Source organism: Acidithiobacillus ferrooxidans ATCC 23270 (genome assembly GCF_000021485.1).
Lineage (GTDB): Bacteria > Pseudomonadota > Gammaproteobacteria > Acidithiobacillales > Acidithiobacillaceae > Acidithiobacillus > Acidithiobacillus ferrooxidans.
The window spans coordinates 2,276,731-2,302,333 of the sequence record NC_011761.1; the positions used below are offsets into that span (position 1 = coordinate 2,276,731).

Here is a 25,603-nt window from a genome sequence, read left to right on the forward strand (position 1 = left end):
TAGACTGCGCGATGCACACGGCTTGTTGCGGATGCAGTAATTTTTCTGCTCCCCCGAAGCGCCTCCATCCATTTCCAGAAAGGCTTCTAACTTGATGATATTTAAACGAATTCTTGGCCTTTTCTCCACCGACCTGGCCGTAGACCTGGGTACCGCCAACACCCTGATTTACGTACGCGGCAAGGGTATTGTGCTCTCCGAGCCCTCCGTGGTAGCCATCCACACCGGACGGCATGGGGCTACCAGCCGACAGTTGCACGTCGGAGAGGAAGCCAAACGTATGCTGGGCCGCACACCGGCCAACATTACGGCCATCCGGCCGCTGAAAGACGGTGTGATTGCCGATTTCCAGATTACCGAGGCCATGCTCAAGCACTTCATCAAACGTGTGCATCATCAACGTTTCCTCAGCCCCAGTCCGCGGATCATCGTCTGTGTACCCTATGGTGCAACACAAGTGGAACGGCGCGCCATCCGTGAATCGGCGATGAGCGCCGGGGCGCGCGAAGTGCACCTGATCGAGGAGCCGATGGCTGCCGCCATCGGCGCCGGGATGCCCGTTGCGGAGCCCACTGGCTCCATGGTGGTGGATATTGGCGGCGGCACTACCGAAGTCGGCGTCATCGCATTGGGCGGGGTGGTCTACTCCCAGAGTGTGCGGGTAGGCGGCGACAAAATGGACGAGGCGATCGTCAACTATATCCGGCGCAATTACGGCATGCTGATCGGCGAGACGACCGCCGAAGAGATCAAGAAGAAGGTTGGCTGCGCTTATCCCGGTCAGGAAGTGCTCAGTATAGAAGTGCGCGGTCGCAATCTCGCCGAAGGCGTTCCCCGGACATTTACGATTACCAGCAATGAAATCCTCGAAGCCCTCCAGGAACCATTAGGCGCCATTGTCGGTGCCATCAGACTGGCCCTGGAGCAAACCCCCCCCGAACTCGCGGGCGATATCGCTGAACGGGGCATGGTGTTGACGGGTGGCGGCGCCCTCCTTCGCGATCTGGATCGACTGATCATGGAGGAAACCGCGCTACCGGTCATCGTTGCGGAGGATCCATTGACCTGCGTGGCACGGGGCAGCGGCCGGGCACTGGAAGAACTGGAGTTGCTGGGTGAGGTATTTGCCGACGATTAAGCCTTCGGCTACCACGAGCTACCATGCCTGCATTGTTTTTCCCCCGCCGCTACCCGCCGCTCCTTCGCGTAGCGGTGCTGATGTTGTTGACTGTATTCGTCTCGGTATCCAGCGAAAAACACCCCAACATGGGAAACGTCTCTTTGACCATAGCTTATCCTGTGCAGTGGATCAGCATGCAGGGGGCACGTCTGTGGCGGCAGACCGACCATTACCTGCAAAGCCGTGCTGCGCTGGAATCCGAAAACGTCAGACTACGCGCCGAACTCGTCCATGCACAGCCCAAGCTGTTGGAAGCAGATATTCTGCGTGACGAAAACCGTCAACTTCTCGCATTGCTCGACAGCATCCCCCACCCGCCCGGAAAGGTGGCCGTAGCGCAGATTATCGCCCAAAACTTGGCACCAGGCAGCCAGTTATTGGTCGCCAACCTGGGTACGCGTGCGGGGGTCTTTGTCGGACAACCGGTCCTCGCTGCCGGCGGAGTGGCGGGACAGGTGGTTCGCGTTTCCCCGGAGAGCAGCGAAGTGGCGCTGCTCTCCGACCTGGACAGCAGCATCCCCGTAAAGCCCGCAGGCTCGGACACACCATTGCTGGTGGATGGCACGGGGAACCTGGACAGTCTTACGGTACCCTTCCAACCGCGCAACACCCCCCTGAAAGTCGGCGACAAGCTCGTCACCTCGGGTCTGGGTGGGCGTTACCCGGCGGGGCTCAATGTCGGTACGATTTCCGCAGTCATCCACAATGGTGACCAACCCTTTGCACAGATTGCGGTACGACCGGCCGTTCACCTCGGGCGATTGGGCACCGTGCTCATGCTCTGGGTTAACCCAGCCTCCCAGCCCGCAGCAGCGCCATGATCGCCGTCGTAGTCGTTCTCGGTTTTTTCTTCGCGCTCGTGGCGGAAGCCATTCCCTGCGGTCCGTTTTACGCATCGCTCCACCCGGATTTTGTAGCCCTGCTACTGCTCTATTGGGCCATCAGCAGTGCTTCTGAACTGAGCTTTACCGTGGTCTGGCTGATCGGGCTACTTCAGGATATGGTACTTGGCGATGTGCTGGGAGCCCAGGCTATCGCCGGGGTCGTCATGATTTATCTGCTCTACACCGGCATTGCCAGGGTTCGCAGTCTGGCGTCCTGGGAGCAACTCTTCTTCATATTCATGTTGCTGCTGGCCCACCGGTTGCTGGTCTGGTCGTGGCAGGCCTGGGCAGGCACCATCACATGGCATTTTTCGCTGCTTTTAGGGCCACTGATCGGCGCCCTGTTGTGGCCGCTTTTTACGTTGACGCTCGATTATCTGCGTCACGCATTGCGCCTGAACCATACATGAATGCAGTACAGCCCGCCCGGGAACATCGACAATTCACCCGCCGACTGCTGGTCGCTGCGGGACTGATCACGGCGCTTACGGCGCTGCTGGCCATACAGATATTCCGGCTGCAGGTCTGGGATCACGATCTCTATGCCACCCAATCCACCCATAACACCCTTGTGCTGTTGCCCATCGCCCCCCAGCGAGGTCTGATTCTTGACCGGCATGGGCAGGTACTCGCCGATGATCAGACCGGCTTCGCCCTTACGATCACGCCGAACAAAGCCATGCACCCGGAGGAAACCATCCGGCGCCTACGGCGGATATTGCCCGTCAGTGCAGAGGACCAGCAACGCTTCAACCGTGATCTATCCCATGCACGTCCCTATCAGCCCATTCTTCTGCGTCGCAATCTGAGTCCCGGAGAGTTGGCCGCATTTGCCGTGCAGCGACATCAATTTCCGGGGGTAGCCATACAAACCAGGACCAAACGCCACTATCCCTATGGTTCACTGTTCGCCCATGCAGTGGGCTATGTGGGCCGCCTGACCCCTGCGGAAATCCGCGAGGAGCAGATGGCGGACTACGCGGGGCTGGACAGCATCGGCAAAAGCGGCCTTGAAGCACAGTATGAAACCCTGCTGAAAGGACAGCCGGGCGACCAAGAGGTAGAGGTCGATGCACGCGGGCATACCTTACACACACGCTTGCGCAACCCGCCCCGGGAGGGCGTAACCATTCGGACGACTCTGGATCTTGCGGTGCAGCAGGCCGCTGCCAAGGCCATGATAGGCCAGCAGGGCGCCGTAGTGGCACTGGATCCGCGCAATGGTGACGTACTCGCCGCTTATTCGGCCCCCGCATTCGATCCGAATGCTTTCGTAGATGGCCTGAGTACCGCTGTATGGAGCAGCCTGCGGGACGATCCTGGCACGCCCATGGCCAACCGCTTTCTGCGGGGCAGCTATCCTCCGGGCTCTACCATCAAACCTTTTGTGGCACTCAGCGCCCTGCGCGACAAGGCCATCGCCGCTGATCAGCGGCTCGCTGGCGGCGCTTACTACCAGATTCCCGGTACCAAACACAAATATTACGACTGGAAACCCGGTGGTCATGGTGCGCAAAATCTGCGCGAAGCCATTCGCGATTCCAATGACGTATATTTTTACCAGATTGCCATGCGTCTTGGCGTAATCCAGCTCGGCAACGGTCTCGCGCATTTTGGCTTTGGTCAGCGCAGTGGAGTGGATTTACCCGGGGAAGCCGCCGGGGTGATCCCCTCCCCGGTCTGGCTACGTCGGCGCTATGGCCAGACTTGGTATCAGGGACAAACCGTGATGATGGGAATAGGACAGGGTTATCTGCTGAGCACCCCGCTCCAGTTGGCGCGGGCCACAGCCAGCATCGCCAATGGTGGCAAACTGGTTATACCGCATATGAAACAATCACCCGACGGTGCGACGCAACCCCTGGATTTTTCGCCAGAGGACATCGCCGTCATTCAGGGTGCGATGCGTGATGCGGTGACTTCAGGTACCGGCAAATCACTGGCCAACGATCTCCATGCCATTGCCGGCAAAACCGGCACTGCCCAGGTGCATCATGCGCAGCGCAATGATTCCGGTCGGGTGCTGCGCGATACGGTTCAACTTTGGCAGGATCACGCGCTCTTCATCGCCTACGCTCCGGCTGACCATCCGCGCATCGCCGTGGCGGTAGTGGTCGAACATGGCGGCCATGGAGGCAGCACTGCCGGGCCTGTCGCGAGAGCGGTTATCGACGCCTACCTCAATACATTGACGACAGCGGAGGTCAATTCATGAGTTGGCACACACGCCTGCTGAAGCCCCTGCAGAAACTGGACCCGGCAATCATGACGGGGGTGGTAATGCTCATGCTCATCAGCCTCGCGGTGATCTACAGTGGCAGCCAGGAAAGTATCCGCATCGTGCTTGCCCAACTTTTGCGATTCGCGATCGGCATCCTCGTCCTCATTCTCATTGCCAATACACCACCGGAGCGTATTCGCGCCTGGGCACCCGCCTTGTACGCTACAGGCGTCCTCTTACTGGTGATCACACTCGTGGCGGGCAAAGCCAATCTCGGCGCACGCCGCTGGCTGGGCGTCGGCCCGCTGACCTTTCAGCCCTCGGAGCTCATGAAACTTGCCCTACCCCTGTTCCTCGCCTATTACTATTCGCAACGGGAAAATGTTCGCCACTGGCTTTCCGCCGTCACCGGATTTGTGCTGATTGCCATCCCCTTTCTGCTCATCGCCAAGGAGCCGGATCTGGGTACGGCGGCGCAAATTGGCGCTGCCGGGGTCTTCATGATGTGGCTGGCGGGTGTGCGCCGCCGATGGTTTATCGCGTTGATCATCCTAGCCGCCATCAGTGGGCCGGTACTCTGGCATTTTCTGCATGGATACCAAAAAGAACGCATACTGACCTTTCTCGATCCTCAACGCGACCCCCTGGGCGCCGGTTATCACATCATCCAGAGCATGATTGCCGTGGGTTCGGGAGGATTCTGGGGGAAGGGCTGGTTCAACGGTACCCAGGTCAACCTCGATTTCCTGCCGGAAGCCCAGACCGACTTCGTTTTTGCGGGATTTGCCGAGGAGTTTGGTCTGGTCGGCGTCCTGATCCTCATCTCTACTTATCTGCTCATCGTCCTGCGCGGGCTGGTCATTGCCTACGAAAGCCGTGACGCCTTCGGCCGTCTCATCGCCGGCACCCTGAGTCTGACGTTTTTTCTTTATATTTTCATAAATATGGGTATGACCACCGGAATTCTTCCGGTAGTCGGAGTGCCGCTGCCACTGGTAAGCTATGGTGGGACCGCCATGCTGACTTTCATGGTCGGACTGGGCATACTGATGTCGGTCCACGCCCATCCACGCATCCACGCATCCACGAATGATGGGGTTTTTCCGCCCAAAGGCATGGGGTACCAGGTATTGCCCGCCGTCCCCAAGCATGATTTTCTCCGCAAGCGTCGCTATAATTCCAGACTTGCCCAATCCCCCTGAATTCCAATCAGCGTTTACCACTGAGGTCTCTTCATGATTGCCCGTACTTCCCTGATCACCCGGATACTCTTCCTGTTGGCCGGCTTCTGTTTCACCCCCTGGGCATCCGCTGCCACCCCCACACCCATGTTGCCCACACCGCCAGCCCCGGCACTGCCTGCCATCGTCAGCTATACGCTGATGGACTACGATACGGGTCAGATCATCGCCGCCAAAAGTGAAAACCTGCGCCGCGCGCCGGCCAGTCTCACCAAACTCATGACAGCCTATCTGACCTATCAGGCCATTCAGGGCGGCACCCTGACCGCTCAGGAAAACATCCCCATCTCCAATACCGCTTGGAAAACGGGGGGTTCCAGCATGTTCGTCCAGCCCAATGTCCCGGCGAATGTCGACCAATTACTGCATGGATTACTGATTGATTCGGGGAACGATGCGGCGGTCGCCCTCGCCGAGGCGGTGGGCGGCAGCCAGTCTGGTTTCGTCACACTGATGAACGATTCGGCTCTGCGCCTCAATCTGCACAACACCCATTACAGCAATGTCGACGGTCTGCCGGACAACAATCTCTATACTACCGCGCTGGATGTCGCCAAGCTGTCGCGCGCATTCATCCGGCAGTTTCCGCAAGTGATCCAGATCACCAAGGAAAAGTCGTATACCTATAACGGCATTACCCAGCGGAGCTGGAACCCCGTGCTTTTCCGTGACCCTACGGTGGACGGTCTGAAAACCGGTCTGACCGATGCCTCCGGTTATTGTATCGATGCCACCGCCATACGAAATGGCCGCCGTCTCATCGCCGTCGTTCTTGGTGGGCCGAGTTGGGCCGGCAGCACCAATGCGGTTGAAGCCCTGCTGGATTACGGATACCGCTTTTTCGTCAACCATCCGGTTTATACCGCCGGAGAAAAGGTCAGCGAAATCAGCCGCAGCGATTTATCGCCGATGCATATCCCCGTGGGGGTCGAACAGAACGTAGACATTACGGTTCCGAAAGGGCGGTTTTCCAGTCTTCAGCGCGTGGTCGAGATTGCACCCCATCTTCAGGTACCGATGAAGAAAGGTACGGTCGTCGGGCGACTGGTCTTCCTGCTGAATGGCAAAATGCTGAAGTCTGTACCTGTAGTGACGCAGACTGCGGTAGAAAAGGCGGGCTGGATAACGCAAATGTTCCATAAGATCAGAAGCGCGCTGTAGGCGGGGCGCCGAAGCTGCGGCCACCATGCTGACAGTTTCCCGCAGGCTGTACGCACCTCCGGTTGGGGCTTCACCTCCGGCGGAGGAAGACTTACCATGGCCAACAGGCCCCGCAAAGGCCTGTCACCATTTTAATGGCATTTGTGGGCAATCCCGGCTGGTCTTCCGGCCCGCGCTTCGGCAGTGCGGTCCCAGGAACAACGGCCCATGTTCGGGGGAGCCTATCATGCTCACGGCAAGCCGGCATGGATGAGTCCTGTCCGACGATGACACGAGAGGGTTACGAGACGCTATGGAAACCGACACAAATCCGGCAAAAGACTTTCCGCACCTGCATCATGTCAAAGCCATCGGTCAGCACGACGATCTGCTCGCCGCGGTGCGTGCGGCAATTGCGCCTCATGCACCGGACTTGCCGGACACGGCGTTCTCCTGCCGGCCCAGCAGCCAGGGAAACTATCAGGCCGTCACGGTATCCATCGAAGCCAGAAGCCATGAACACCTGCTCGATATTTATACATCCGTCAGAGCGATTGACGGCGTGATTCTCTGCTTATGAATGCGCCCATACTCGTTCGTTTCTGGCCGGGGCTGCTGCCTTACTTCACGGTACTGGATGCCATGCGCGAATTCACCAGCCAGAGGGACGCCGACACTCCCGACCAAATGTGGATTCTCCAGCATCCTCCTGTCGTCACCCTCGGTCGCAACGCCGACGCGGCGGATGTCCTTGATCCGGGTCCCATTCCGGTGATTCGCAGTGATCGGGGTGGTAAAGTCACCTATCATGGACCGGGACAGTGGGTGGTCTATCTGCTTATCGACCTGCCGCGCATGGGTATCAACGTCCGTACTTTGACCACCGCCATGGAACAGTCCGTCATTCGCCTGCTCCAGCGGCGCGGCATCGAAGCCCATGCGCGTCGCGATGCCCCGGGCGTATACGTGGGTAATGCCAAAATTGCTTCCCTGGGCCTGCGTATTCAGCGCGGTCGCAGTTACCACGGTCTCAGCCTCAACACGGAGATGGATCTGAGCCCGTTCCAGCGTATTCATCCCTGTGGCATGGCGAATCTCGCGGTCACCCAGGTGCATGATCTCTGTCCGGACTGGCTGAGTCACGATGTTGCCGAAGCCCTGATGGCAGAACTGTCCGTCAGCCTGGACCGCCCCTTGAAAAAAGGAGGGGCATGAGCATGGACTCCCAACCCCAAAGCAAAAAAGCGGCTCGTGGTGCCGACAAAACCGCACGCAACCCCATACCCATCATTCCGGCACCTACAGAACGCCTCCCCAAACCACAGTGGTTGCGGGTACGATCGCCCTTATCCCCCGAAGTGGACCAACTCAAAAAGATCCTGCGTGATGCGGCTCTCCATACGGTCTGTGAAGAAGCCTCCTGCCCGAATCTGGGAGAATGCTTTGGCGGTGGAACGGCGACCTTCATGATCCTGGGAGATATCTGCACCCGCCGCTGCCCCTTCTGTGATGTGGCGCATGGCCGCCCAGAAGCACCCGATCCCCTGGAGTCCGTTCATCTTGCCCGGACCGTGGCCAGCATGAAATTACGTTTTGTCGTCATCACCTCCGTCGATCGTGATGATCTGCGTGACGGAGGTGCCCGTCATTTTGCAGAAGTCATTTCGGCACTGCGCGAACATTGCCCGGAACTGCACGTGGAAATTCTCGTACCGGATTTTCGCGGTCGGGTGGCAAATGCCCTGGCCGCATTTCGGGAGACCCCTCCCGATGTATTCAATCACAACCTGGAAACCGTGCCGCGCCTGTACCTACAGGCCAGGCCGGGTGCAGATTACCATCACTCGCTGCAACTGCTCGCCGCCTTCAAGGCACAGCATCCGCAGATCCCCACCAAATCCGGGCTGATGCTTGGTCTGGGCGAGGAAATCGATGAAATCCGCGGGGTGATGCGCGATCTGCGGCAGGCGGGATGTGAATTGCTGACCATCGGGCAGTATCTGGCACCATCCCGCCATCATCTGCCGGTGGCGCGCTTTGTTCCGCCAGAAGAATTCCAGCAGTTGCAGCGGGATGGCATGGCCATGGGATTCCGCCACGTCGCCAGCGGCCCGCTGGTGCGATCTTCCTATCATGCCGAGCGTAGTTTTCATGAAATAGGTGGCGACTGAACGGGGCCGGAGGGATGCCGTTGCGCTATACCACGTTGTTGACCCTGGTTTCGGCGCTTCTGCAACCGCCGGGTGTCCTGTTCGTTCTCGCCGCCCTGGGCTGGCTGGCGGAAATCGTGGGTTGGCGCTATCTGGGCCGGGTGCTCATGCTCCTCGCGCTGGGCACACTCTATTTTTTCTCGACTGCGATAGGCGCGCGGCTTCTCCTGCTGCCCCTGGAAGATCGCTACCCACCCTTGACCAAGCCCCTGCACGGAGCCGACACTCCCCAGGCGATTATCGTGCTAGGGGGCGGAGAGGTCATGCAATCGCCGGGCTCCAATCAGGAAACGGCGAATGCACGCACCCTCGTGCGCCTGCTGGCGGCAGCGCAACTCGCCCGGCAAACCGGACTTCCCATAATTCCCAGTGGGGGCGCCCCGCGTCTCGGCGCCCCGGCCGAGGCGCTCACCATGGAGTTCATCCTGCGCCAGGATCTGGGCGTACAAAGCACCATCTGGCCGGAAACCCAGTCCTACAATACGGCAGCCAACGCGACAGACAGCGCGGCGATATTGGCCGAACACCATGGCCACCAGGCCTACTTGGTAACCTCCGCGCTGCATATGCCGCGGGCAGTCGCATGGTTTCGCCGCGCCGGTGTGAAAGTGGTCCCCGTGCCCACCGACTATCGTCTGGACCGGGTGAACGGACTCCGGCTGGAGAGTTGGCTGCCGCGCGCGATTTATCTCGAAATCAGCAGCGAGGCGAGTCACGAGTACCTCGGACTTCTTTGGCTCTGGATTCAGGAGCAGGGAGTCGGGGGTGGCCACTAGTTCCAAAGCCCCCGAGGAGAGAACGGGATTCTATGGCTTCTGATCGGGGAAAGTCACCTGAACATGCAGATGTTCCTGATCCGCGGCACTAGCCAGAGGTAAAGGCGGCGGCACCGCGGCGCCATTCGCCGATGGGCCGTAAGGAGCATACGCGTAGGGTGTTGCGGGAAGCGCGGCAGATAGCGTTGCATAGCTCGGCGCGCCGACCCCGATGGGGAGTGCCACGGTGTTATGCTCGGTCACAATACGCCGGACCATGCCCCAGTCGATACGCTCTTCGATCCGGTTCCGCTCCATGAAAGACTTGATCGTCACCACGGCCCGCTGCAACTCCGGAATACCCTTTTTGTGGTAGGCATGCATCGGTTTATATGACTGCAGATAGACCTGCCCGTCGCGCACACCCACCAGGTTGGGCTGATCGATGATTCGTACCGGGGTGCCCACCGGAACCATCGGGAAGAGTTGTGCGACGTTTTCCGGGAACATCTGAAAACACCCCTGGCTGGCCCGCATGCCAACTCCCCAGGGGTGGTAGGTACCGTGGATGAAAATACCGGAGAGTCCGGTCTCCATCGCCAGTTCACCCATGGGGTTTTCAGGGCCGGGTGGCCAATACCAGGGGATATCCATGTGAAATTTCTTCTCGAACCACGCGTGGATATTTTTGGGCACATTCCACGCAGGCATTTTAAATTTGGCGATAATCCGCGTATCCGTCAACGCCTCCTTCCAGCCTGGCAGAAAGACACCGACGGGATAGGTGTATACCACTCGGTCATTCACCGGAAAATAGTAGATCCGTCGCGCCGGAATATCCACGATGATCCCGGTCCAGGGCTTTGGCGGTAAAATATACTCGGCGGGGATGACCACCTTGCTGGCCTGGCCAGGAAGCCAGGGATTGACACCCGGGTTGGCCGCTGTTACCTGATTATAACCGAGGTCGTAGAAACGCCCGATGTCGAGAAGGGTATCGTCTCTGTGGGTGGTTACCGCCTCGAGCGCCCCGACAATATTACCCCGGACGGGCAAGGCATAGACACTGGCATTGGCTACCGTCACACCACATCCCATGAAGGCTGCCAGAAACCAGGCACCTAACTGTTTTTGCATGACTTATTTTCCTGTTCGCGGCTCTCTGAAAAAGCATGAACGCCATCCGCCACGCACGCGCGTTGGCAGCGTCCTGTATTATCGCCATAATCATAAAGTAAAAGGAGGTCTGTATGGAATCGCCACACCTGATTTTTCTGAGAAACGCAGTGAGCGGCCAGCCCGTTGCGGTCGTGCCGTTACGCGATGCACTGCACCGTCTCGATCATATGCTCACCGGTTTGGCTGGCGATCTGCATATCCCTTATGCAGGCCCTTACGTCGGTCTGGGACAAATGACCCGGCAACACCAGTTGTGTATTGCCGAGCATCAGTGGTCGACGCAGGAGCGCGGCTGGGGTGTCGCCATCTGTGTCAGCCACCCCGTTCACGGCTGGCGCGCAGAATGGCGGCTGGCCACAGTAAGCCGCGAACGTCTCCCCATCATCGTACAGGCTTTGCCTGCGCTGTTCGCCGGCTACGCGGCGGCTGCGGACGCCTCCCCGGCGGCGCAGCGTCCCAGCACGAAGCGCATCCATGAAATTGCCGGGATCTTCGCGCATTGACAGTGCCGTTAAAACGCCTATCTACCAATCAGAATAGCGGCAAAGAAGCAACACCACGTTTACCCTGAAGCGAGAGTCCTGCATGGAATTACCCACCGGCAGCCTGATTATTATAGCCTTTCTTGTATCCCTGGTGGTGCTGACCGGGGTATGGAAGGCGTCGCGCGGACGGCAACCTCTCAGAGCCCCAGGTTTGCAGCGCGAGGGCAGCGGAAGTCCGGCACCGGCCGCATCCCCCGTCAAAAGCAGCCTGGCCGACACCGTAACAGCGGCATCCCCTGTGCAGGTCGATGAAATCAGCATTCTGGACGAGGTGGACATTTATCTTTCCTATGGCCACCTGGAACAGGCTGCCACATCCCTCAGCTGGTACGTGGATCACAACCCCGACAATACCCAGCAGAGGCGCAGGCTCCTCGCGATCTATCGTGAAATACCGGATATCGATCACTTTGCTGAACTGTTGGAACAGCTCATCGAGTCGCACACCATTCCCGATGCGGAAGCCAGGGATCTCGTTTTGCAAGGGCTGAAACTGGATCCACAGAACCTACAACTACGGGTAACTGCAGAGAATTTGGGGATGGGCGGCGCGCAAATTGCGGCTGTCCTCGCGCATGCCACCCTTGCGCCACAACCGGCGGAGTCTTCCGCGCTCGCCGGTGCGCAGAGAGAGTTGCAGCAAGCCATCGTCAACCCGGAACCACTGGATCTGTCCGGATTCATGCCTAGACCGGAGATGCGATCGGCCGGGGTATCCCAAAACGGTTCTACAGGGGAGGGCCTCATACTGCTCACCGGGCCCGATGATATCCTGCCGCTGGACGAGGAGGAATATGAGGTAGTAGCCAGCCTGGTTTCGCCGCTCCTTGCCGCGCGCCATCTGCTGGCGTGTCGCCAATATCCCGAGGCCGAGCGATTGTTACGTCGCCAACTCATTCTCGATCCCCGCAAGCTCATTCTCCATGTCACCCTGCTGGAACTGCTGTACGACCAGCAGCGCTGTGCCGCCTATGCCGAATCCCTCCTGCAGCTCTATATCACCCTGTGGGGCGCTGGTAGCGATCTGCGAACGCGATTGCTGCAACAAGGCCTGCGACTGGGTGAACACGACCTCTGGGTAGCCCTTGCCGAAAGTGACGGAAAGGAGCAGCTTCTCGCCGGGCTGGCCGAGAAATACGGGCTGTATCTGCCGATCACCGCCATACCACTGAGCAGCCCCCCACTGGTGACAGAAGAAATTCACCGTGATCACCGGCTTACCGGGAACGACGGTGAGGATGGCATTATTGAAGAGTTCAACATGCTTCTGGACTATGGGCAGGTGAACGAGGCGGTGGATCTTCTGGAGAAGGCCATATTGGCGCAACCTCGGCATGACGTTTACTACGGACCGCTTCTCGAAATGTACGAACGGATGGACGCCCGCGAGCGATTTTCCCATTTCGTCAAATCCATTCTCACGACGGACATGCAGCCCAGTGAAGATATCATGCGCCAGATGTTCAGCCTGGCTGAACGCCTCCAGCGTTACCCGCAACGACAGATCATTTAGGATTTGATCATGACGACAAACCCCTCCAACAGCGGTAATGTCTTCGTCCGCAGCATCGGGATGGATGCACGCAAAGAAGCCGTCTTCCGCATGGCTTTCAAGATGTTTACCCGGCGGCATTATCAGTTGCTGGACGCCGGTGACGCGCAAACGCCCGCAGTGGTCATTATCGATGTGGATGGTATGGACGGTATGGCCATCGCGCGGCGGTTGCATGAGGAGCAGCCGGAACAGCGTATCCTGCTGACCAGCGTTTCCGCGCACCCTGGCAGTATTTTCCCGGTACTGCAGAAACCCATACGGATGGAAACCCTGTTCCCCGCACTGGAGCTTCTGCTGAATGATAGCCCCGCTCCGGCTAAGCCAGCAGGAAGGAGCAGCGCAACCGTCATGCCCATCCGGCCCGACGTCGCGATCTCTTCGCCATTCGCGTCCGTTGCGGCACCACCTGCGGCCAACCCAGCGTCGGCCCCTGCTCCCAAACCTGTCGCACCGCCAGCCGCCGCACCACGCCCGACACCCCAGCTACGCGCTGAAGACGTACGTCATTTCAACCCTCAGGCTGGACTGCTGGGACTTTTGCAGATCGTCCGCCGCGACCAGTCGCCCGCCATCATCGTGGACGATCGGCAGCAGGTTATTCTGCGCTTGGACCCGGTGACAGATCAGGCCATTCTGCTGACGGACGACGCAACCCTCAGGTCCATGGCACAGGAGGAGCACCCACGGCTGCAAATGCGCGCCCCCGCCGACACGGATATCCCTGCCCATGCATCTGTACGGCATCTCACCCTTCCATCCCTGCTCTGGCAAGTGGCTGCGTGGACTGCTGACGGGCGCCTCATTCAGCAACTGCAGATCAACGCCCCAGTCCAACTGAAGCAATGGCCCAACCTCACGCGCCTGACCATGTTGCCTGACGCCCTGCGTCTGGCGGCGTTTCTGGCCCGTTCTCCGGCGTCTCCGGCATTGACGGTGAAGATGTTGCGCGTCGCGCCCTCCGACCTCTTCAACTTTCTTGCGGCCGCAGATAGCCTGGGGTTGTTGCGCTATAACACGGCGGAAAACCCTGACAACCGCATCCGGCCTGCGTCCGCGAATGCGCCGGAGGCTGCTGAAATACCTGCAGCAAAACGGAGCTTTCTGGGCCGTCTCCTTGCCCGTATTGCAGGGCTGTAAGACACGACCGGGATTTTTCCCCGGTAAAGATCAAAAGATCATCTGTAAGGAGCCGTGTGGTGAGAGAAGACAATAAAATCATTTTTACCGGTCCTGTTGGCGTAGGCAAAACAACGGCCATTGCGGCATTGTCGGATATTCCGATCATCTCCACCGATGCCCAGGCCTCGGATATGACACTGAATCGCAAGGGCCACACCACCGTCGCGATGGATTACGGCGTGTTGAAGCTGGATGAGGGTGCCAAAATTCACCTGTACGGCACTCCGGGCCAGGAACGTTTCGACTTCATGTGGGATATCCTCACCACCGGCGGCCTGGGCCTCATTCTGATGCTCGACAACACCCGCCCCAACCCCAGAAAAGACCTGCATTTTTTTCTTCATGCCTTCAAGGACTTCATTGTCGATGTCCCGGTCGTCATCGGGGTTTCGAAAACGGATATCCAGACGCAGCCCCAGATAGCCGACTACGTCGACATGCTCCCGGAGGCGACTGCGGACCTGCGGATGCTCAATCCCATTCCTCCAATTTTTGAAGTGGATGGCCGCAACAAGGACGACGTAAAGAATCTGGTCATGGCGCTGCTGTACTCCATTGATCCGGGCATCGGGGATCCGTTATGAGTATCGAACTGGTCGCCACGAACACGGATATTTACGGTGAGGTGACACCCGCCGGGGCTTTTTATGCCACATCCAGTCCGCGTCAGGACGAAAACCGGACCATCCTCCTCCACGTTTTACGGCAAGGACACCGGGCGCCCTTCAGCGCCAGCACCGCACAGCACTGGACTCAGGCGGCGAGCGAAGAGGCAGCCCTGCGCAGCATCTTCCGCCTGCAGCGACTGGGTATGTTGCGGGGCACGGCACGTCCGCGCCAACGGGAGGATCAGCGGCTGGAAGACGCCTTACCGCCTCTCCTCGCGCAACTTTCGGATATACAGAAAACCCTCCTCGCCGATGAAAATGGCTTTTATCTCGCGGCATCGGGCTACACCCATGAAGCCGCAGAAGAACTCGCCGGGCTTTCGGCCGATCTGCTGTCCCTGCAGTCCAGACACGACCGTCTGCTGAAAAACAACCTCCGCGTCAACACGGAAACCTGGGGGTTGATCGATCCGGCGGGGCGCTCCGAGCTGGGATTCTGGCCGCTATTTATCGGTCAGCAACATTTCATGCTCGTCATCAGCGGTACCCCTCGCCTGCAGGATCAATCCTTCGTTACACTGGTGCAGGACCTGGACACACGTTACCGCTAAAACAACATCTTTTTCACAGACCCCGATGTAATTCAGGAGAACAAAATGCGTGAAGAAATGCTCAAATCCATCCTCAGTGACCTGAACGGGTCTTCTGCGGACATCGAGGCCTCAGCCGTGATTTCCACCGACGGCCTCACCATCGCCTCACTGCTTTCTTCGACCATGGACGAAGACCGGGTAGGGGCCATGGCGGCGGCGATGCTTTCCCTGGGCGACCGCACCGCCGCAGAGCTGGCGCGGGGTGAACTGGAGCAGGTCATGATCAAGGGCGATAACGGCTACGTTCTGCTCATTCATGCCGGCCCCGATGCAGTCCTCACGGTCATAGCCCGAAAAGAAGCGAAGCTTGGGCTGGTCTTTCTCGACGCCAAGCGGGGAGCTGCGGGGATCGCCGAGCTGCTTTGAGGCCGTCGGGGCTACGCAGACTTGCAGGCGCCCTTCACAGGGCTGGCCGCGTTGGGCCATAATGCGCAAAATATCTGCCCGAGACCCCTATGACTTTTCAGGAAATCATCCAGCGGCTGCAAGGCTTCTGGGCCGATCAAGGCTGTGTTCTGCTCCAGCCCATGGATATGCCGGTAGGTGCCGGAACCTTCCACCCCGCCACCTTTTTGCGGGCCATCGGCCCAGAACCATGGCGGGCTGCTTACGTACAGCCCTCCAGGCGTCCCACGGACGGCCGTTATGGGGACAATCCCAATCGTCTCCAGCACTACTACCAGTTTCAGGCGGTGCTCAAACCAAACCCGGTGAACCTGCAGGAACTCTACCTCGAATCGCTGGCGGCCCTCGGTATTGATTCCGGGGTCCAGGATATCCGTTTCGTCGAAGACGACTGGGAGTCCCCAACCCTGGGGGCCTGGGGGCTGGGCTGGGAGGTCTGGCTGAATGGCATGGAAGTCACCCAGTTCACTTATTTCCAGCAGGTGGGCGGTCTGGATTGCCATCCCGTGATGGGCGAGGTCACCTATGGTCTGGAACGACTGGCCATGTACCTGCAGGGCGTCGAAAGCGTCTATGACCTTGTGTGGACCCCGAACGTACTCTACGGGGACGTATTCCATCAGAACGAAGTGGAACAATCGCGCTATAATTTTGAACTGGCGCCCGTGGAAGACCTCTTTCAGCGCTTCGACCAGGCGGAAAAAGACTGTCACGCATTGCTGGCAGCCGAACTCCCTTTACCCGCCTACGAACGGGTGCTGGACTGCTCCCATACCTTTAACCTGCTGGACGCACGCCATGCCATCGGCGTCAACGAGCGCGCTCGATTCATCGGCCGCGTCCGTACGCTTGCGCGAGGTGTGGCCGAGCACTACGCCGACGCCCGTGCCGCCCTCGGCCACCCCCTGCTGAGGAGCCAAGATGTCAGCGCCTGAAGATCTCCTGCTGGAACTGGGTTGTGAAGAGTTGCCCGCGCGGGAACAAATGCCCCTCCAGGACGCCGCGACCGGGATCATAGGCCAACTGCTCGATGCGGCAGGATTGCAGTTTGGGAGCATTCATGGCTATGTCACGCCGCGACGGCTCGCTCTCTGGATCAAAGACGTCTCCCGGCAGAGCCTGCCGCAGGAGACCCTACGCCGCGGCCCCCTCGTGGCGCGCGCCCGTGATGCCCAGGGCAAGCCCACGGCGGCGGCGGAGGGCTTTGCCCGTTCGTGTGGGGTCAGCCTGGACGACCTGCTCACCCTGGAGACCGAAAAAGGCCCCGTCCTGGCCTGGCGAGAGGTCGGCACGGCGCAGGACAGCCATGCGCTGTTACCCGAGATCGCCAGCAGACTGGTCACCAGTCTGCCCCTGCGCAAACGCATGCGCTGGGGAGCTGGTTCTGACAGTTTCCTGCGTCCGGTACGTTGGCTTTTGCTGCGTCAGGGCGGTCAGGTGCTGGACTGGAAGATGTTCGGTCTGGATGCCGGCGGCGAGAGCTTCGGACATCGCGTCCATCATCCCCAGGCGGTGCGGATCAGCACGCCTGCCGGTTACGCCGGATCCCTGCTGCAGGCAAAGGTGATGGTGGATTTCGCCGAGCGCCGCGCGCACATTTCCGGTAAAATGGCCGCCCTGGCAGACGAAATGGCCGTCACTCCGATCCTGCCGGAGGCCTTGCTGGACGAGATCACCGGACTCAACGAATGGCCGGTCGTTCTCGCTGGCAGCTTCGCCGCGGACTATCTGCGGGTGCCCGAGGAAGCGCTGATTACGGTCATGATGCAGCACCAGCGTTATGTCCCCCTGCGCGGTCGGAATGAGCGCCTGGTCCCCCATTATCTGTTCGCGGCCAACCTCCACAGCCGGGATACGCAGGTCGTCATCGATGGAAATAACCGGGTACTGCGTGCCCGCCTCGCGGATGCTGCCTTCTTTTGGGATCAGGATCGCCAGATCTCCCTGCAGACACGACGGGCCGCACTCGCCGGGGTGCTGTTTCAGGACGGCCTCGGCAGCATTTTGGATAAGACCGTGCGTCTGCAGGAGCTTGCCGCAGCCCTCTCACCGCAGTTCGCGGTGGATGCGGGTGACATGAACCGCGCCGCGGCACTCTGCAAAAGTGATCTGCTCAGCGGTTTGGTGGGCGAGTTTCCGGAACTGCAAGGCATCATGGGCGGCCACTACGCCCGGCATGACGGGGAAAACAACCGTGTTGCCACAGCCATCGCCCAGCATTACCTGCCCAGTGGGCGCGATGACGAAATCCCGGCGGATGCGCACGGTCAGTGCTTGGCCATCGCCGACAAGCTGGATACCCTCTGCGGTTTTTTTGCCATCGGCAAAGTACCTACCGGGGACCGCGATCCCTTTGCCCTGCGCCGCGCGGCGCTGGGGGTGCTGCGGATCGTGCTGGATGCCGGAGTGCCCCTGAACCTGGATGAAGCGGTAACCCGCACGCTGGCCGCTTATGGTGGTGCCTTCGCCAGGAATCGGACGGAGATTCGGAGCGCGATACTCGACTTTTTTCAGGATCGGATGCGGGTCTATTTCAGGGAGGAGGGCTTCCGCGCCGACCAGATCGCCGCCGTGCTCAGCCGCCAGCCCCACGAGCCACTGGACGCACGCCAGCGTCTCGAAGCCCTCGCCCTTTTCCAGGCGGAGCATGCGGCGGCAGATGCCCTCGCAGCGCTGATCAAACGGATCAACAATCTGTTACGCAAAGAAGTGATCTCCGGCGACTGGCCCATAGATCCCCAATACTTTATGGACCCGGTAGAGAACACACTCTGGGACTACTGGCAGGCCCTGGAGCAGCCCCTCCATGCGCAGCTTGCGGAACGTCGCTATACCGCGGCCCTCGGGCTGCTCGCAGGCCTGCGCCCCGCTGTCGACCAATTTTTTGATGGGGTCATGGTCCTGGCCGAAGATCCGGTGCTGCGCCAGAACCGCCTGGCGCTGCTGGCCAGGCTTCAGGAAGCGTTCCTGCGCATTGCCGACTTCTCGCAGTTGCAGGGGGCCTGATGGGGCAGATCGTCATTCTGGATCGTGACGGCGTGATTAACGAGGACAGTAACGCTTATATCAAATCGCCCGCAGAGTGGCGCCCCATCCCCGGCAGTCTGGAGGCCATAGCGCGACTGAACCGTGCCGGTTACCAGGTAGTGGTGGCCACCAACCAGTCCGGTGTGGGACGGGGGCTTTTTGATATCCGCACCCTGACCGCTATCCACCAGCGCATGCGTCAGGAACTCGCCGCCGCAGGCGGCCGGATCGATGCCATTTTTTTCTGCCCCCATGCTCCGGAGGCAGCATGCGCCTGCCGTAAACCGGCGCCGGGTCTGTTTCAGGAAATACAGGAGCGGCTGCAAATCTCGCTGGATCAGGTTCCCGCCATTGGTGACAGTATGCGCGATCTGCTCCCGGCGCAGGAAGCGGGCGCACGACCCATGCTGGTACTGACGGGGAAAGGTCAAGACGCGCGCCTCGAAGCACGGGCCGCAGGCTTTCCCATCTTCGCTGACCTTACCGCGGCGGTACACGCCATTCTCGGCTTTCCATGATACGCAGCATCCGCAGCGCATTGTTCTATGGGGGCTTTACGATCTGGACGCTGATCTGGGCGATTTTCAGTCTAGCCGTAGCACCATTGCCGCTGTCGGCGCGGGTCTGGGCCAGTCGTTTATGGGCGCGCGCTGGCGTCGGCTGGCTCCATTGGAGTTGCGGCCTGCGTTATCGGGTTTCCGGTCTCGCCAATATTCCCGCCACACCTTGCGTCATCGTCGCCAATCATCAGTCGGCGCTGGAAACCCTGCTCTTTTGGTGCATCTTCCCGCAACTCTCCTTTGTACTGAAAAAGGAACTCTTCCGCATCCCGGTGATCGGCTGGGGCCTGCGTCTGGCCTGGCCCATCGGGATCGACCGCAACGGGGGCAGAGAAGCCCTGCTGCAGGTGATTGAACAGGGAAAACTCCGGCTGGCTGCGGGCTTTCATGTGGTCATTTTCCCGGAAGGCACCCGCCACCCCTGCGGCACCGTCGGCCCCTTCAGCAGCACCGCTGCCGGGCTCGCCATCCGTGCTCAGGCCCCCCTTCTGCCGATCGCTGTGAATAGCGGGTGTTTCTGGCCGCGTACAGACTGGCGAAAATGGCCGGGGGTCGTCGAGGTGCGTATCGGCCCCGCGCTACCCCCCGCAGGTAAGGCGGGGTCCCTCAACCAGCAGGCGCACGACTGGATTACGGCTGCAATTGCGGAGATGGGGACGAGGCCTGCCGCAAAAGCGCTTTGACCAGCGTACCCGCGATATCCTGCCCCGTAACCGCTTCGATGCCTTCCAGGCTGGGGACGGGGTTCACCTCCAGCACCAGAGGCCGCTGATCTTCGGCCAGCATGATATCTACTCCGGCGAAGCCCAGGCCCAGGGCAGCCGCCGACCGGCGGGCAATGATGGCGAAATCTTCGGGCAGATCGGGCAATGCCGACGCCCGCCCCCCGCAATGCAAATTGCTGCGAAAATCCTCGGCAGATGCCTCCCTGCGCATGGCCGCAATGACCCTGCCGAACAGTACGATCACGCGGATATCCTGGCGCCCGCTGAGAAAGCGCTGCGCCATCGCCTCGTGCTGCAGATGGAGGACGGTATCCAGCATGCCCCGCGCAGCGGCAGGTGTATCTGCCAGACTGACACCCACCCCCTGCGAGCCGCTGAGTAATTTATGGACCAGCGGCATTCCCAAGAAGGAAACCGCCAGATCGCGCTGCCCCGCCTGGGTGAAGTAGGCGGTTTGCGGTACGGCAACGCCCGCCGCCGCCAGGACCTGAAGGGAGGCAAATTTATCCCGGGAAAGCTCTAACGCCTCTGCACTATTGAGGCAGCAACTTCCCTCCCCGGCAAAATAACGCAGCAGACGTGCTCCCAGGCGCGTGATTGGAGTGCCCACCCGCGGAACCACCGCCGCACAGGGTGCCAGAGGAGAGGATCCATAATAAAGCGCGGCCTGCGTGTCATGGAGCATCAGCAAACACTGTTCAGGCTGAAGCAGGACCGGTTCGGCGCCCGCAGCGACAACCGCAGCCAGCAAGCGGCGGGTCGAATAGAGCTCCGCATGGCGCGAAAGAATGGCTACGCGGGGCACCGCAACCATGCCTAGGCTACATCCTCATGGAAACTGAGCAGGGGCAACTCGCCGTGCCCGATGGATCGCTCGATGAAACCTGCCCGTCCCGGCGACCGCTGCTCCAGCGCCGTCCTTGCCAGGGCCGGCGCACCGCTGATCGCGGCAAAGAGTACCTCCAGTTCCCAGGGATCGACCCGCAGCGTCCCAAAGGGGTTATCCCGCGTGGCCGGACGCCAGAAGAGATTCGGCAACCATCCTTTGTTGCGCACTGCGGGGGCCAGATAAAACGCCCGACAACGTGCGGCTACCTCCGCTGGCGCGGGAATCGGGATCACATCCAGGTTTTCCATAATACCCCTTTCAAGTCGTTGCCGATGCGGGTCGCCACCCACGGCAACGATCATAAAGCCATTTGCTTGGCAACGGAATCATTGTGGAGCATAGTGGTCAACTATTCACATGGGGGGTACAGTTTGTTCCACGGTGTGTATTCCAGTTCAGGGGCTTGATGCCCAAGGAGTCAATCTATGAAGGACGACAACAACAGCACGCAACAGGGCGTGGCAGGTCACGGCGCCTTTTTTCAGGACACGAATCTTTCGGCGAATGAGGCGGAAACGGCTACGGCCTGGGTGCGCAGCCATGTGGACCGCCGCAGCGTCGATCTGGGCGAGCGCATGGACGATATCCGCGACCATATGTGGGAACTGGAGAAGGAAGGCGAGATCATCGTCCATCGCATCAATCCCGAACATCGTGCGGAAACGGTGCAGACCCTCTATGGTTGGGATAAAAAGATCCCCACCAACAACCTTTGGCACCACAAGAGCTGCGGACAGTGCGGCAACATCCCCGGCTATCCCACCAGCCTCATGTGGTTCATGAACAAGCTGGGCATCGACTACCTCGACGAGACCGACCAGACCTCCTGCACCGCCTGGAACTACCATGGCTCCGGCATCGGCAATGTGGAGTCCCTGGCCGCCGTCTTCCTGCGCAACTTCCATCAGGCCTACGTCTCCGGCAAGCAGCACGGCTTCGAGAACGGCCACTTCTTCCCCTTGGTGCACTGCGGCACCTCCTTCGGCAACTACAAGGAGATCCGCAAATACCTCATCGAGTCCGCCGAACTGCGGGAGAAGGTCAAGAAGATCCTCGGCAAACTGGGCCGTCTGGTGGACGGCAAGATCGTCATCCCCGAGGAAGTGGTCCACTACAGCGAATGGCTGCACGTCATGCGCAACCGCATCGCCAGCGAATTGCAGACCATCGACATGAGCAACGTCCGGGTCACCGTCCATGCCGCCTGCCACTATTACAAGATGGTGCAGGAAGACGCCGTCTACGACAACACGGTGCTGGGCGGTAATCGTACCGCTGTCGGCACCTCTGTCGCCCAGGCGCTGGGTGCCCAGGTCATCGACTACTCCACCTGGTATGACTGCTGTGGCTTCGGGTTTCGGCACATCATCTCGGAGCGCGAGTTCACCCGCAGCTTCTCCATGAACCGCAAGATCAAGGTGGCGCGGGAGGAAGCCAGGGCCGACGTCATGATCGGCATCGACACCGGCTGCATCACCACCCTGGACAAGAACCAGTGGATCGGCAAGGCCCACGACATGAACTACAGTGTTCCCATCATTGCCGACGTCCAGCTCGCGGCCCTGGCCTGTGGCGCCGATCCCTTCAAGATCGTGCAGTTGCAGTGGCATGCTTCGCCCTGTGAAGATCTGGTGGAAAAGATGGGCATCAGTTGGGACAAGGCCAAGGCCGATTTCCAGGATTATCTCAAGCAGGTGGAACAGGGCAATGTGGAATACCTCTACAACCCTGAATTGGCCATCAACCAGAACATCAATATGAAGATGGCTTCCGCCTGATTCGGTTTGATGCGCAAAATGACCCCGCCTTTGCGCGGGGTTTTTTGTTTTTACACGGAATCTATCCGGGCATGGAATACTTCAATCGACAAAAACCTCCCCTCCGGACATATTTTTCGGGTATGCTTAGGCACGCCCGCCACGACAGGCGATGGCTTTGCCCGTTTAAACAGGAGGATGACAGTGGACCCGAAGGCCCTCAATACCCGTTGTGTAGAACTTTTTCAGAGCCCGGATGTGCGCCTGCGTATGTGGAATGCGCGGATGTTCTGGCAGGTTGGCGATCAGATGAATGTCGCGCCAACCGCACTCACCGATCCCAAGGTGGATACCTGCGAACTCGAAGTCATGCTCAGCGCCGCCGCACTGACCGATTCCCAGTGTGCCGCCGAACTGGACAAACGGGAGCCTGGCCGCGCCGCCTTCATTCAGCGCCAGGTCCGGGAAGGCATGCGACCGCTTCTGCGTCCTGCACAATAGCCAAGGTCGCAGGCATTGCGTAGTTGCGGGCCCCAGCAACATGGGTGGTCGCCAGCATAGCGGCCCCCCTGTGCGGCGTACGTTGACCAGCAACGTACAGTCGGCGAGATGTCCCGGATCGGGGTGCGTGCCGTACCCAGCGTAAATCACGCCCCATTGTCGTCCGCCCTTTGGCAAGATCGGTACGGGGCGCTATTCTCGCGCCATCAATGCCGCCATTCGTCAGGGAAGTGTTCCATGTCCAAAAAGCCCGCCACGCCTCTGCAAACCCCCGATGGCAGCCGACATATCCTGCTGCACTCCTGCTGCGCCCCCTGCGCCGGACCCATCATGGACGATATCCGTGCTGCCAGCATCGACTTCACCGTCCTGTTCTACAATCCCAACATCCACCCCATGGCGGAATACGAACTGCGCAAGGAAGAGAATATCCGTTACGCGGAAAAGCTCGGCGTACCCTTCGTGGACCTGGACTACGACAAGGACCGCTGGTTTGAACGGGTCAAGGGCCTGGAATGGGAACCGGAACGGGGTGCGCGTTGCACCGCCTGTTTCGACATGCGTTTCGAGCGCTCCGCCCTCTATGCCAGAGAACACGGCTTCACGGTCTTTACCAGCACCCTGGGCATCTCCCGCTGGAAGGACATGGCCCAGATCAACGCCTGCGGCGAACGGGCCGCCGCCCGCCATGGGGGCCTGCAGTACTGGACCTACAACTGGCGCAAGGGCGGCGGCAGTCAGCGCATGATCGAGATTGCCAAAGAAGAAAGCTTCTACCAGCAGGAATATTGCGGCTGCGTCTATTCCCTGCGCGATTCCAACCGCCACCGCATCGCCCAGGGCCGCTCCAAGATCGTCCGCGGCGTCAAGTTTTACGGACGGGACGAAACGGCCGGCGCGGTACCCCCAGAGGCCGCCACCGACATCAGCAAGCGGTAACGGTCCCCGGGGCCGATGATCTCCAGCAAGGGATAGCGCGCCGGCAGCCCCCGTGCCTTCAGCCACGCCTTGAGGGCGGAGTACGCCTTGAGGGAGGCCACCGCGTGGTAGGCATTCACCTCGACGCTCACCGCCGTCTGCCGCGGCCACACCCCTTGCTGCAAGCCCACAGGCACCGGGCTGCCGGGGTTCACCAGAACTCCCACCCGCGCCGTCACGGCGGCGGATCGGCCCCCTTGCTCATGCTCGATGAGGGTCATGGCCGCAGCCGGCGTCAACCCCGCCGACAGCAAGCGCTTTTTCAGCGCATCCCGGGCCTTCACCATATCCGGATAACGGCCAGCGAATGGTTCATAAACATAGCGATAGGGACCCATTGGCGCTCTATCCACCGTTGCCTGACGGAAGACCCCCAGCCACAGCAAGGTAAACAGGAGCATGGCCAGGAAGGCCACGAAGGGCCATAACCAGCCCTTGCGCCAGTCGCGCCGCGGCGCCTTTCGCGCTATCGCCTCATCGGTCATCCGCCCACTCCTCCCAAAGGGTTTGCCAGGAAAAACAAGGGCCCGGATCCCATTTTCGCCCGGGGGCGATATCCGCGTGCCCCACCACGCGCTCCCGCGACAGAGCCGGAAACAGCGCTTGCAAATCCCGCCCCAAATGCCCCAGGGCCCGGTATTGCTCCGGTGTAAAAGGCCGCGTCGCCGTCCCTTCCAATTCTACCCCGATACTATAATCATTGCAGGCCGGACGCCCCGCCCATTGGGATTGACCGGCGTGCCAGGCGCGCTGAAAAACGCCGACATGCTGCCATAATGCTCCATCGCGGGGAATGAAAAAATGGGCCGAGACCCGCAGGTGGCGGATCCGGTCATAATAGGGGTGGCGGTCGAAATCCAGCTCGCCCAGGAAAAAGCGCTGCACGTCCCCGCTGCCGAAGGTGTCCGGCGGCAGGCTGATGGCATGAACGACCAGCAGATCCACGGCAGTGGGCGGGCGTTCGTCAAAAAACGGCGATGGCGCCCGCCGGGCCGCCCCATGCCAGCCCTGGGCGTCGAAAACGCTCACGGCTGCTCCTCGCCTGGCAGATCTTTCACCGACTCCACCAGGCGATGCAGGGCCTGGGGCCGCGCCTCCACCTGCAAGGGCCTCAGGTAGCGGCCGTCCTTGAAGAGAAAGAGCGCCGGCAGGTGATAAACCTCAAACTCCTGGGTCAGCCCCATGTCGATACCGGCATCCACCTCCCAGACGCGCAGATCCTCGCGGGTCATCTCATACTCCCGCAGCAAACCCCGCCAGATGCGGCAGGAATGGCAGCCCGCCGAGCTGAAAAAGAGGATAATCAAGCCCCGCTCCGCCGCCATCCGCTGCCAGAACCCCAATTCGGATATTTTTTCCATTGCCTTCTCCCCCTCCCTCGCTCCATCACGCCGGATCATGGCCGATGATC

29 protein-coding genes are annotated in these 25,603 nt (G+C 60.2%); 23 read left to right on the forward strand and 6 right to left on the reverse strand.

Annotation, left to right across the window (positions count from 1 at the left end; all coding sequences use genetic code 11):
* The first annotated feature begins 94 nt into the window (after nucleotides 1-94).
* From AFE_RS11735 to AFE_RS11780, 10 genes are all read left to right on the forward strand, one after another.
* Nucleotides 95-1,138 carry a rod shape-determining protein gene (locus AFE_RS11735; protein ID WP_009567487.1) on the forward strand — a complete coding sequence of 348 codons (1,044 nt, stop codon included), beginning with the start codon at nucleotides 95-97 and terminating at the stop codon, nucleotides 1,136-1,138.
* 23 nt (nucleotides 1,139-1,161) lie between these two features.
* On the forward strand, nucleotides 1,162-2,001 hold the full coding sequence (mreC, locus tag AFE_RS11740; RefSeq protein ID WP_012537259.1) for a rod shape-determining protein MreC: 840 nt from the start codon (nucleotides 1,162-1,164) through the stop codon (nucleotides 1,999-2,001).
* A complete protein-coding gene (gene mreD, locus AFE_RS11745) occupies nucleotides 1,998-2,474 on the forward strand; it encodes a rod shape-determining protein MreD (protein WP_009567489.1) in 477 nt (158 codons plus the stop codon). The genes mreC and mreD overlap by 4 nt, the downstream gene beginning before the upstream one ends.
* Nucleotides 2,471-4,279 carry a penicillin-binding protein 2 gene (gene mrdA / locus AFE_RS11750; RefSeq protein WP_009567490.1) on the forward strand — a complete coding sequence of 603 codons (1,809 nt, stop codon included), beginning with the start codon at nucleotides 2,471-2,473 and terminating at the stop codon, nucleotides 4,277-4,279. Before mreD ends, mrdA begins: the two co-directional genes overlap by 4 nt.
* On the forward strand, nucleotides 4,276-5,487 hold the full coding sequence (gene rodA, locus AFE_RS11755; RefSeq protein WP_012607471.1) for a rod shape-determining protein RodA: 1,212 nt from the start codon (nucleotides 4,276-4,278) through the stop codon (nucleotides 5,485-5,487). Before mrdA ends, rodA begins: the two co-directional genes overlap by 4 nt.
* 33 nt (nucleotides 5,488-5,520) lie before the next feature.
* A complete protein-coding gene (locus AFE_RS11760) occupies nucleotides 5,521-6,687 on the forward strand; it encodes a D-alanyl-D-alanine carboxypeptidase family protein (protein WP_012537261.1) in 1,167 nt (388 codons plus the stop codon).
* 292 nt (nucleotides 6,688-6,979) lie between these two features.
* Nucleotides 6,980-7,246: a YbeD family protein gene (locus AFE_RS11765; protein ID WP_012537262.1), complete on the forward strand. Its 267-nt coding sequence runs from the start codon at nucleotides 6,980-6,982 to the stop codon at nucleotides 7,244-7,246.
* Nucleotides 7,243-7,881 (forward strand): lipoyl(octanoyl) transferase LipB, encoded by a 639-nt coding sequence (gene lipB, locus AFE_RS11770; RefSeq protein ID WP_012537263.1) that lies wholly within the window; start codon nucleotides 7,243-7,245, stop codon nucleotides 7,879-7,881. The genes AFE_RS11765 and lipB overlap by 4 nt, the downstream gene beginning before the upstream one ends.
* A gap of 2 nt (nucleotides 7,882-7,883) precedes the next feature.
* Nucleotides 7,884-8,837: a lipoyl synthase gene (lipA, locus tag AFE_RS11775; RefSeq protein ID WP_012537264.1), complete on the forward strand. Its 954-nt coding sequence runs from the start codon at nucleotides 7,884-7,886 to the stop codon at nucleotides 8,835-8,837.
* Nucleotides 8,838-8,851: 14 nt separating this feature from the next.
* Entirely contained in the window at nucleotides 8,852-9,652 is an 801-nt protein-coding gene (locus AFE_RS11780) for a YdcF family protein (RefSeq protein ID WP_012607473.1), read from the forward strand.
* Between the two features lie 30 nt (nucleotides 9,653-9,682).
* On the opposite strand, the gene AFE_RS11785 is transcribed toward AFE_RS11780, so the two are convergent.
* Entirely contained in the window at nucleotides 9,683-10,768 is a 1,086-nt protein-coding gene (locus tag AFE_RS11785) for a L,D-transpeptidase family protein (RefSeq protein WP_012537266.1), read from the reverse strand.
* Between the two features lie 113 nt (nucleotides 10,769-10,881).
* On the opposite strand from AFE_RS11785, the gene AFE_RS11790 reads away from it, so the two are divergent.
* The 10 genes from AFE_RS11790 (at nucleotide 10,882) to AFE_RS11835 (ending at nucleotide 20,025) form a co-directional block, all read left to right on the forward strand.
* Nucleotides 10,882-11,313 (forward strand): hypothetical protein, encoded by a 432-nt coding sequence (locus tag AFE_RS11790; RefSeq protein ID WP_012537267.1) that lies wholly within the window; start codon nucleotides 10,882-10,884, stop codon nucleotides 11,311-11,313.
* 82 nt (nucleotides 11,314-11,395) lie between these two features.
* Nucleotides 11,396-12,868, forward strand: coding sequence for a type IV pilus assembly protein FimV (locus AFE_RS11795; protein ID WP_012537268.1), 1,473 nt, complete (start codon nucleotides 11,396-11,398; stop codon nucleotides 12,866-12,868).
* A 9-nt stretch (nucleotides 12,869-12,877) separates the two neighbouring features.
* Entirely contained in the window at nucleotides 12,878-14,047 is a 1,170-nt protein-coding gene (locus AFE_RS11800) for a response regulator (protein WP_012537269.1), read from the forward strand.
* Nucleotides 14,048-14,106: 59 nt separating this feature from the next.
* On the forward strand, nucleotides 14,107-14,673 hold the full coding sequence (locus AFE_RS11805) for a GTP-binding protein (RefSeq protein WP_012537270.1): 567 nt from the start codon (nucleotides 14,107-14,109) through the stop codon (nucleotides 14,671-14,673).
* Entirely contained in the window at nucleotides 14,670-15,308 is a 639-nt protein-coding gene (locus tag AFE_RS11810; protein WP_009563650.1) for a roadblock/LC7 domain-containing protein, read from the forward strand. The genes AFE_RS11805 and AFE_RS11810 overlap by 4 nt, the downstream gene beginning before the upstream one ends.
* 45 nt (nucleotides 15,309-15,353) lie before the next feature.
* Nucleotides 15,354-15,716 carry a roadblock/LC7 domain-containing protein gene (locus AFE_RS11815; protein ID WP_012537271.1) on the forward strand — a complete coding sequence of 121 codons (363 nt, stop codon included), beginning with the start codon at nucleotides 15,354-15,356 and terminating at the stop codon, nucleotides 15,714-15,716.
* An 89-nt stretch (nucleotides 15,717-15,805) separates the two neighbouring features.
* A complete protein-coding gene (gene glyQ, locus AFE_RS11820; protein ID WP_012537272.1) occupies nucleotides 15,806-16,690 on the forward strand; it encodes a glycine--tRNA ligase subunit alpha in 885 nt (294 codons plus the stop codon).
* Complete coding sequence (glyS, locus tag AFE_RS11825) at nucleotides 16,677-18,761, forward strand: glycine--tRNA ligase subunit beta (protein WP_012537273.1); 2,085 nt, start codon at nucleotides 16,677-16,679, stop codon at nucleotides 18,759-18,761. Before glyQ ends, glyS begins: the two co-directional genes overlap by 14 nt.
* The gene (gene gmhB / locus AFE_RS11830) at nucleotides 18,761-19,300 is read left to right on the forward strand and encodes a D-glycero-beta-D-manno-heptose 1,7-bisphosphate 7-phosphatase (protein ID WP_009567476.1); all 540 of its coding nucleotides are present in this window, start codon (nucleotides 18,761-18,763) and stop codon (nucleotides 19,298-19,300) included. The genes glyS and gmhB overlap by 1 nt, the downstream gene beginning before the upstream one ends.
* On the forward strand, nucleotides 19,297-20,025 hold the full coding sequence (locus AFE_RS11835; protein WP_009567477.1) for a lysophospholipid acyltransferase family protein: 729 nt from the start codon (nucleotides 19,297-19,299) through the stop codon (nucleotides 20,023-20,025). The genes gmhB and AFE_RS11835 overlap by 4 nt, the downstream gene beginning before the upstream one ends.
* Here AFE_RS11835 and AFE_RS11840 read toward each other — a convergent pair.
* Both AFE_RS11840 and AFE_RS11845 read right to left on the reverse strand, forming a co-directional pair.
* Nucleotides 19,973-20,881, reverse strand: coding sequence for an ATP-grasp domain-containing protein (locus AFE_RS11840; RefSeq protein WP_012537274.1), 909 nt, complete (start codon nucleotides 20,879-20,881; stop codon nucleotides 19,973-19,975). The genes AFE_RS11835 and AFE_RS11840 overlap by 53 nt on opposite strands.
* Before the next feature lie 2 nt (nucleotides 20,882-20,883).
* A complete protein-coding gene (locus AFE_RS11845) occupies nucleotides 20,884-21,204 on the reverse strand; it encodes a hypothetical protein (RefSeq protein ID WP_012537275.1) in 321 nt (106 codons plus the stop codon).
* 177 nt (nucleotides 21,205-21,381) lie between these two features.
* Here AFE_RS11845 and AFE_RS11850 point away from each other — a divergent pair, with 177 nt between their 5' ends.
* From AFE_RS11850 to AFE_RS11860, 3 genes are all read left to right on the forward strand, one after another.
* On the forward strand, nucleotides 21,382-22,734 hold the full coding sequence (locus tag AFE_RS11850) for a heterodisulfide reductase-related iron-sulfur binding cluster (protein WP_012537276.1): 1,353 nt from the start codon (nucleotides 21,382-21,384) through the stop codon (nucleotides 22,732-22,734).
* 177 nt (nucleotides 22,735-22,911) lie between these two features.
* Nucleotides 22,912-23,214, forward strand: a complete 303-nt coding sequence (locus tag AFE_RS11855) for a hypothetical protein (protein ID WP_009567612.1) — start codon at nucleotides 22,912-22,914, stop codon at nucleotides 23,212-23,214.
* A gap of 237 nt (nucleotides 23,215-23,451) precedes the next feature.
* Nucleotides 23,452-24,153, forward strand: coding sequence for an epoxyqueuosine reductase QueH (locus AFE_RS11860; RefSeq protein ID WP_009567611.1), 702 nt, complete (start codon nucleotides 23,452-23,454; stop codon nucleotides 24,151-24,153).
* Here the strand turns inward: AFE_RS11860 and AFE_RS11865 are convergent.
* The 3 genes from AFE_RS11865 to AFE_RS11875 are packed head-to-tail and all read right to left on the reverse strand — an operon-like array spanning nucleotide 24,087 to nucleotide 25,553.
* Entirely contained in the window at nucleotides 24,087-24,677 is a 591-nt protein-coding gene (locus tag AFE_RS11865; RefSeq protein WP_009567610.1) for a hypothetical protein, read from the reverse strand. The genes AFE_RS11860 and AFE_RS11865 overlap by 67 nt on opposite strands.
* Nucleotides 24,667-25,221 (reverse strand): 1,6-anhydro-N-acetylmuramyl-L-alanine amidase AmpD, encoded by a 555-nt coding sequence (ampD, locus tag AFE_RS11870; protein WP_012537278.1) that lies wholly within the window; start codon nucleotides 25,219-25,221, stop codon nucleotides 24,667-24,669. Before ampD ends, AFE_RS11865 begins: the two co-directional genes overlap by 11 nt.
* Nucleotides 25,218-25,553, reverse strand: a complete 336-nt coding sequence (locus AFE_RS11875) for a thioredoxin domain-containing protein (protein ID WP_012537279.1) — start codon at nucleotides 25,551-25,553, stop codon at nucleotides 25,218-25,220. Before AFE_RS11875 ends, ampD begins: the two co-directional genes overlap by 4 nt.
* Nucleotides 25,554-25,603 lie beyond the last annotated feature (50 nt).

Bases quoted from the DNA above. Each gene is read 5' to 3' on its own strand.
- AFE_RS11735 (WP_009567487.1), top strand. From the start codon at position 95: ATGATATTTAAACGAATTCTTGGCCTTTTCTCCACCGACCTGGCCGTA.
- mreC (WP_012537259.1), top strand. From the start codon at position 1,162: ATGCCTGCATTGTTTTTCCCCCGCCGCTACCCGCCGCTCCTTCGCGTA.
- mreD (WP_009567489.1), top strand. From the start codon at position 1,998: ATGATCGCCGTCGTAGTCGTTCTCGGTTTTTTCTTCGCGCTCGTGGCG.
- mrdA (WP_009567490.1), top strand. From the start codon at position 2,471: ATGAATGCAGTACAGCCCGCCCGGGAACATCGACAATTCACCCGCCGA.
- rodA (WP_012607471.1), top strand. From the start codon at position 4,276: ATGAGTTGGCACACACGCCTGCTGAAGCCCCTGCAGAAACTGGACCCG.
- AFE_RS11760 (WP_012537261.1), top strand. From the start codon at position 5,521: ATGATTGCCCGTACTTCCCTGATCACCCGGATACTCTTCCTGTTGGCC.
- AFE_RS11765 (WP_012537262.1), top strand. From the start codon at position 6,980: ATGGAAACCGACACAAATCCGGCAAAAGACTTTCCGCACCTGCATCAT.
- lipB (WP_012537263.1), top strand. From the start codon at position 7,243: ATGAATGCGCCCATACTCGTTCGTTTCTGGCCGGGGCTGCTGCCTTAC.
- lipA (WP_012537264.1), top strand. From the start codon at position 7,884: ATGGACTCCCAACCCCAAAGCAAAAAAGCGGCTCGTGGTGCCGACAAA.
- AFE_RS11780 (WP_012607473.1), top strand. From the start codon at position 8,852: ATGCCGTTGCGCTATACCACGTTGTTGACCCTGGTTTCGGCGCTTCTG.
- AFE_RS11785 (WP_012537266.1), bottom strand. From the start codon at position 10,768: ATGCAAAAACAGTTAGGTGCCTGGTTTCTGGCAGCCTTCATGGGATGT.
- AFE_RS11790 (WP_012537267.1), top strand. From the start codon at position 10,882: ATGGAATCGCCACACCTGATTTTTCTGAGAAACGCAGTGAGCGGCCAG.
- AFE_RS11795 (WP_012537268.1), top strand. From the start codon at position 11,396: ATGGAATTACCCACCGGCAGCCTGATTATTATAGCCTTTCTTGTATCC.
- AFE_RS11800 (WP_012537269.1), top strand. From the start codon at position 12,878: ATGACGACAAACCCCTCCAACAGCGGTAATGTCTTCGTCCGCAGCATC.
- AFE_RS11810 (WP_009563650.1), top strand. From the start codon at position 14,670: ATGAGTATCGAACTGGTCGCCACGAACACGGATATTTACGGTGAGGTG.
- AFE_RS11815 (WP_012537271.1), top strand. From the start codon at position 15,354: ATGCGTGAAGAAATGCTCAAATCCATCCTCAGTGACCTGAACGGGTCT.
- glyQ (WP_012537272.1), top strand. From the start codon at position 15,806: ATGACTTTTCAGGAAATCATCCAGCGGCTGCAAGGCTTCTGGGCCGAT.
- glyS (WP_012537273.1), top strand. From the start codon at position 16,677: ATGTCAGCGCCTGAAGATCTCCTGCTGGAACTGGGTTGTGAAGAGTTG.
- gmhB (WP_009567476.1), top strand. From the start codon at position 18,761: ATGGGGCAGATCGTCATTCTGGATCGTGACGGCGTGATTAACGAGGAC.
- AFE_RS11835 (WP_009567477.1), top strand. From the start codon at position 19,297: ATGATACGCAGCATCCGCAGCGCATTGTTCTATGGGGGCTTTACGATC.
- AFE_RS11840 (WP_012537274.1), bottom strand. From the start codon at position 20,881: ATGGTTGCGGTGCCCCGCGTAGCCATTCTTTCGCGCCATGCGGAGCTC.
- AFE_RS11845 (WP_012537275.1), bottom strand. From the start codon at position 21,204: ATGGAAAACCTGGATGTGATCCCGATTCCCGCGCCAGCGGAGGTAGCC.
- AFE_RS11850 (WP_012537276.1), top strand. From the start codon at position 21,382: ATGAAGGACGACAACAACAGCACGCAACAGGGCGTGGCAGGTCACGGC.
- AFE_RS11855 (WP_009567612.1), top strand. From the start codon at position 22,912: ATGACAGTGGACCCGAAGGCCCTCAATACCCGTTGTGTAGAACTTTTT.
- AFE_RS11860 (WP_009567611.1), top strand. From the start codon at position 23,452: ATGTCCAAAAAGCCCGCCACGCCTCTGCAAACCCCCGATGGCAGCCGA.
- AFE_RS11865 (WP_009567610.1), bottom strand. From the start codon at position 24,677: ATGACCGATGAGGCGATAGCGCGAAAGGCGCCGCGGCGCGACTGGCGC.
- AFE_RS11875 (WP_012537279.1), bottom strand. From the start codon at position 25,553: ATGGAAAAAATATCCGAATTGGGGTTCTGGCAGCGGATGGCGGCGGAG.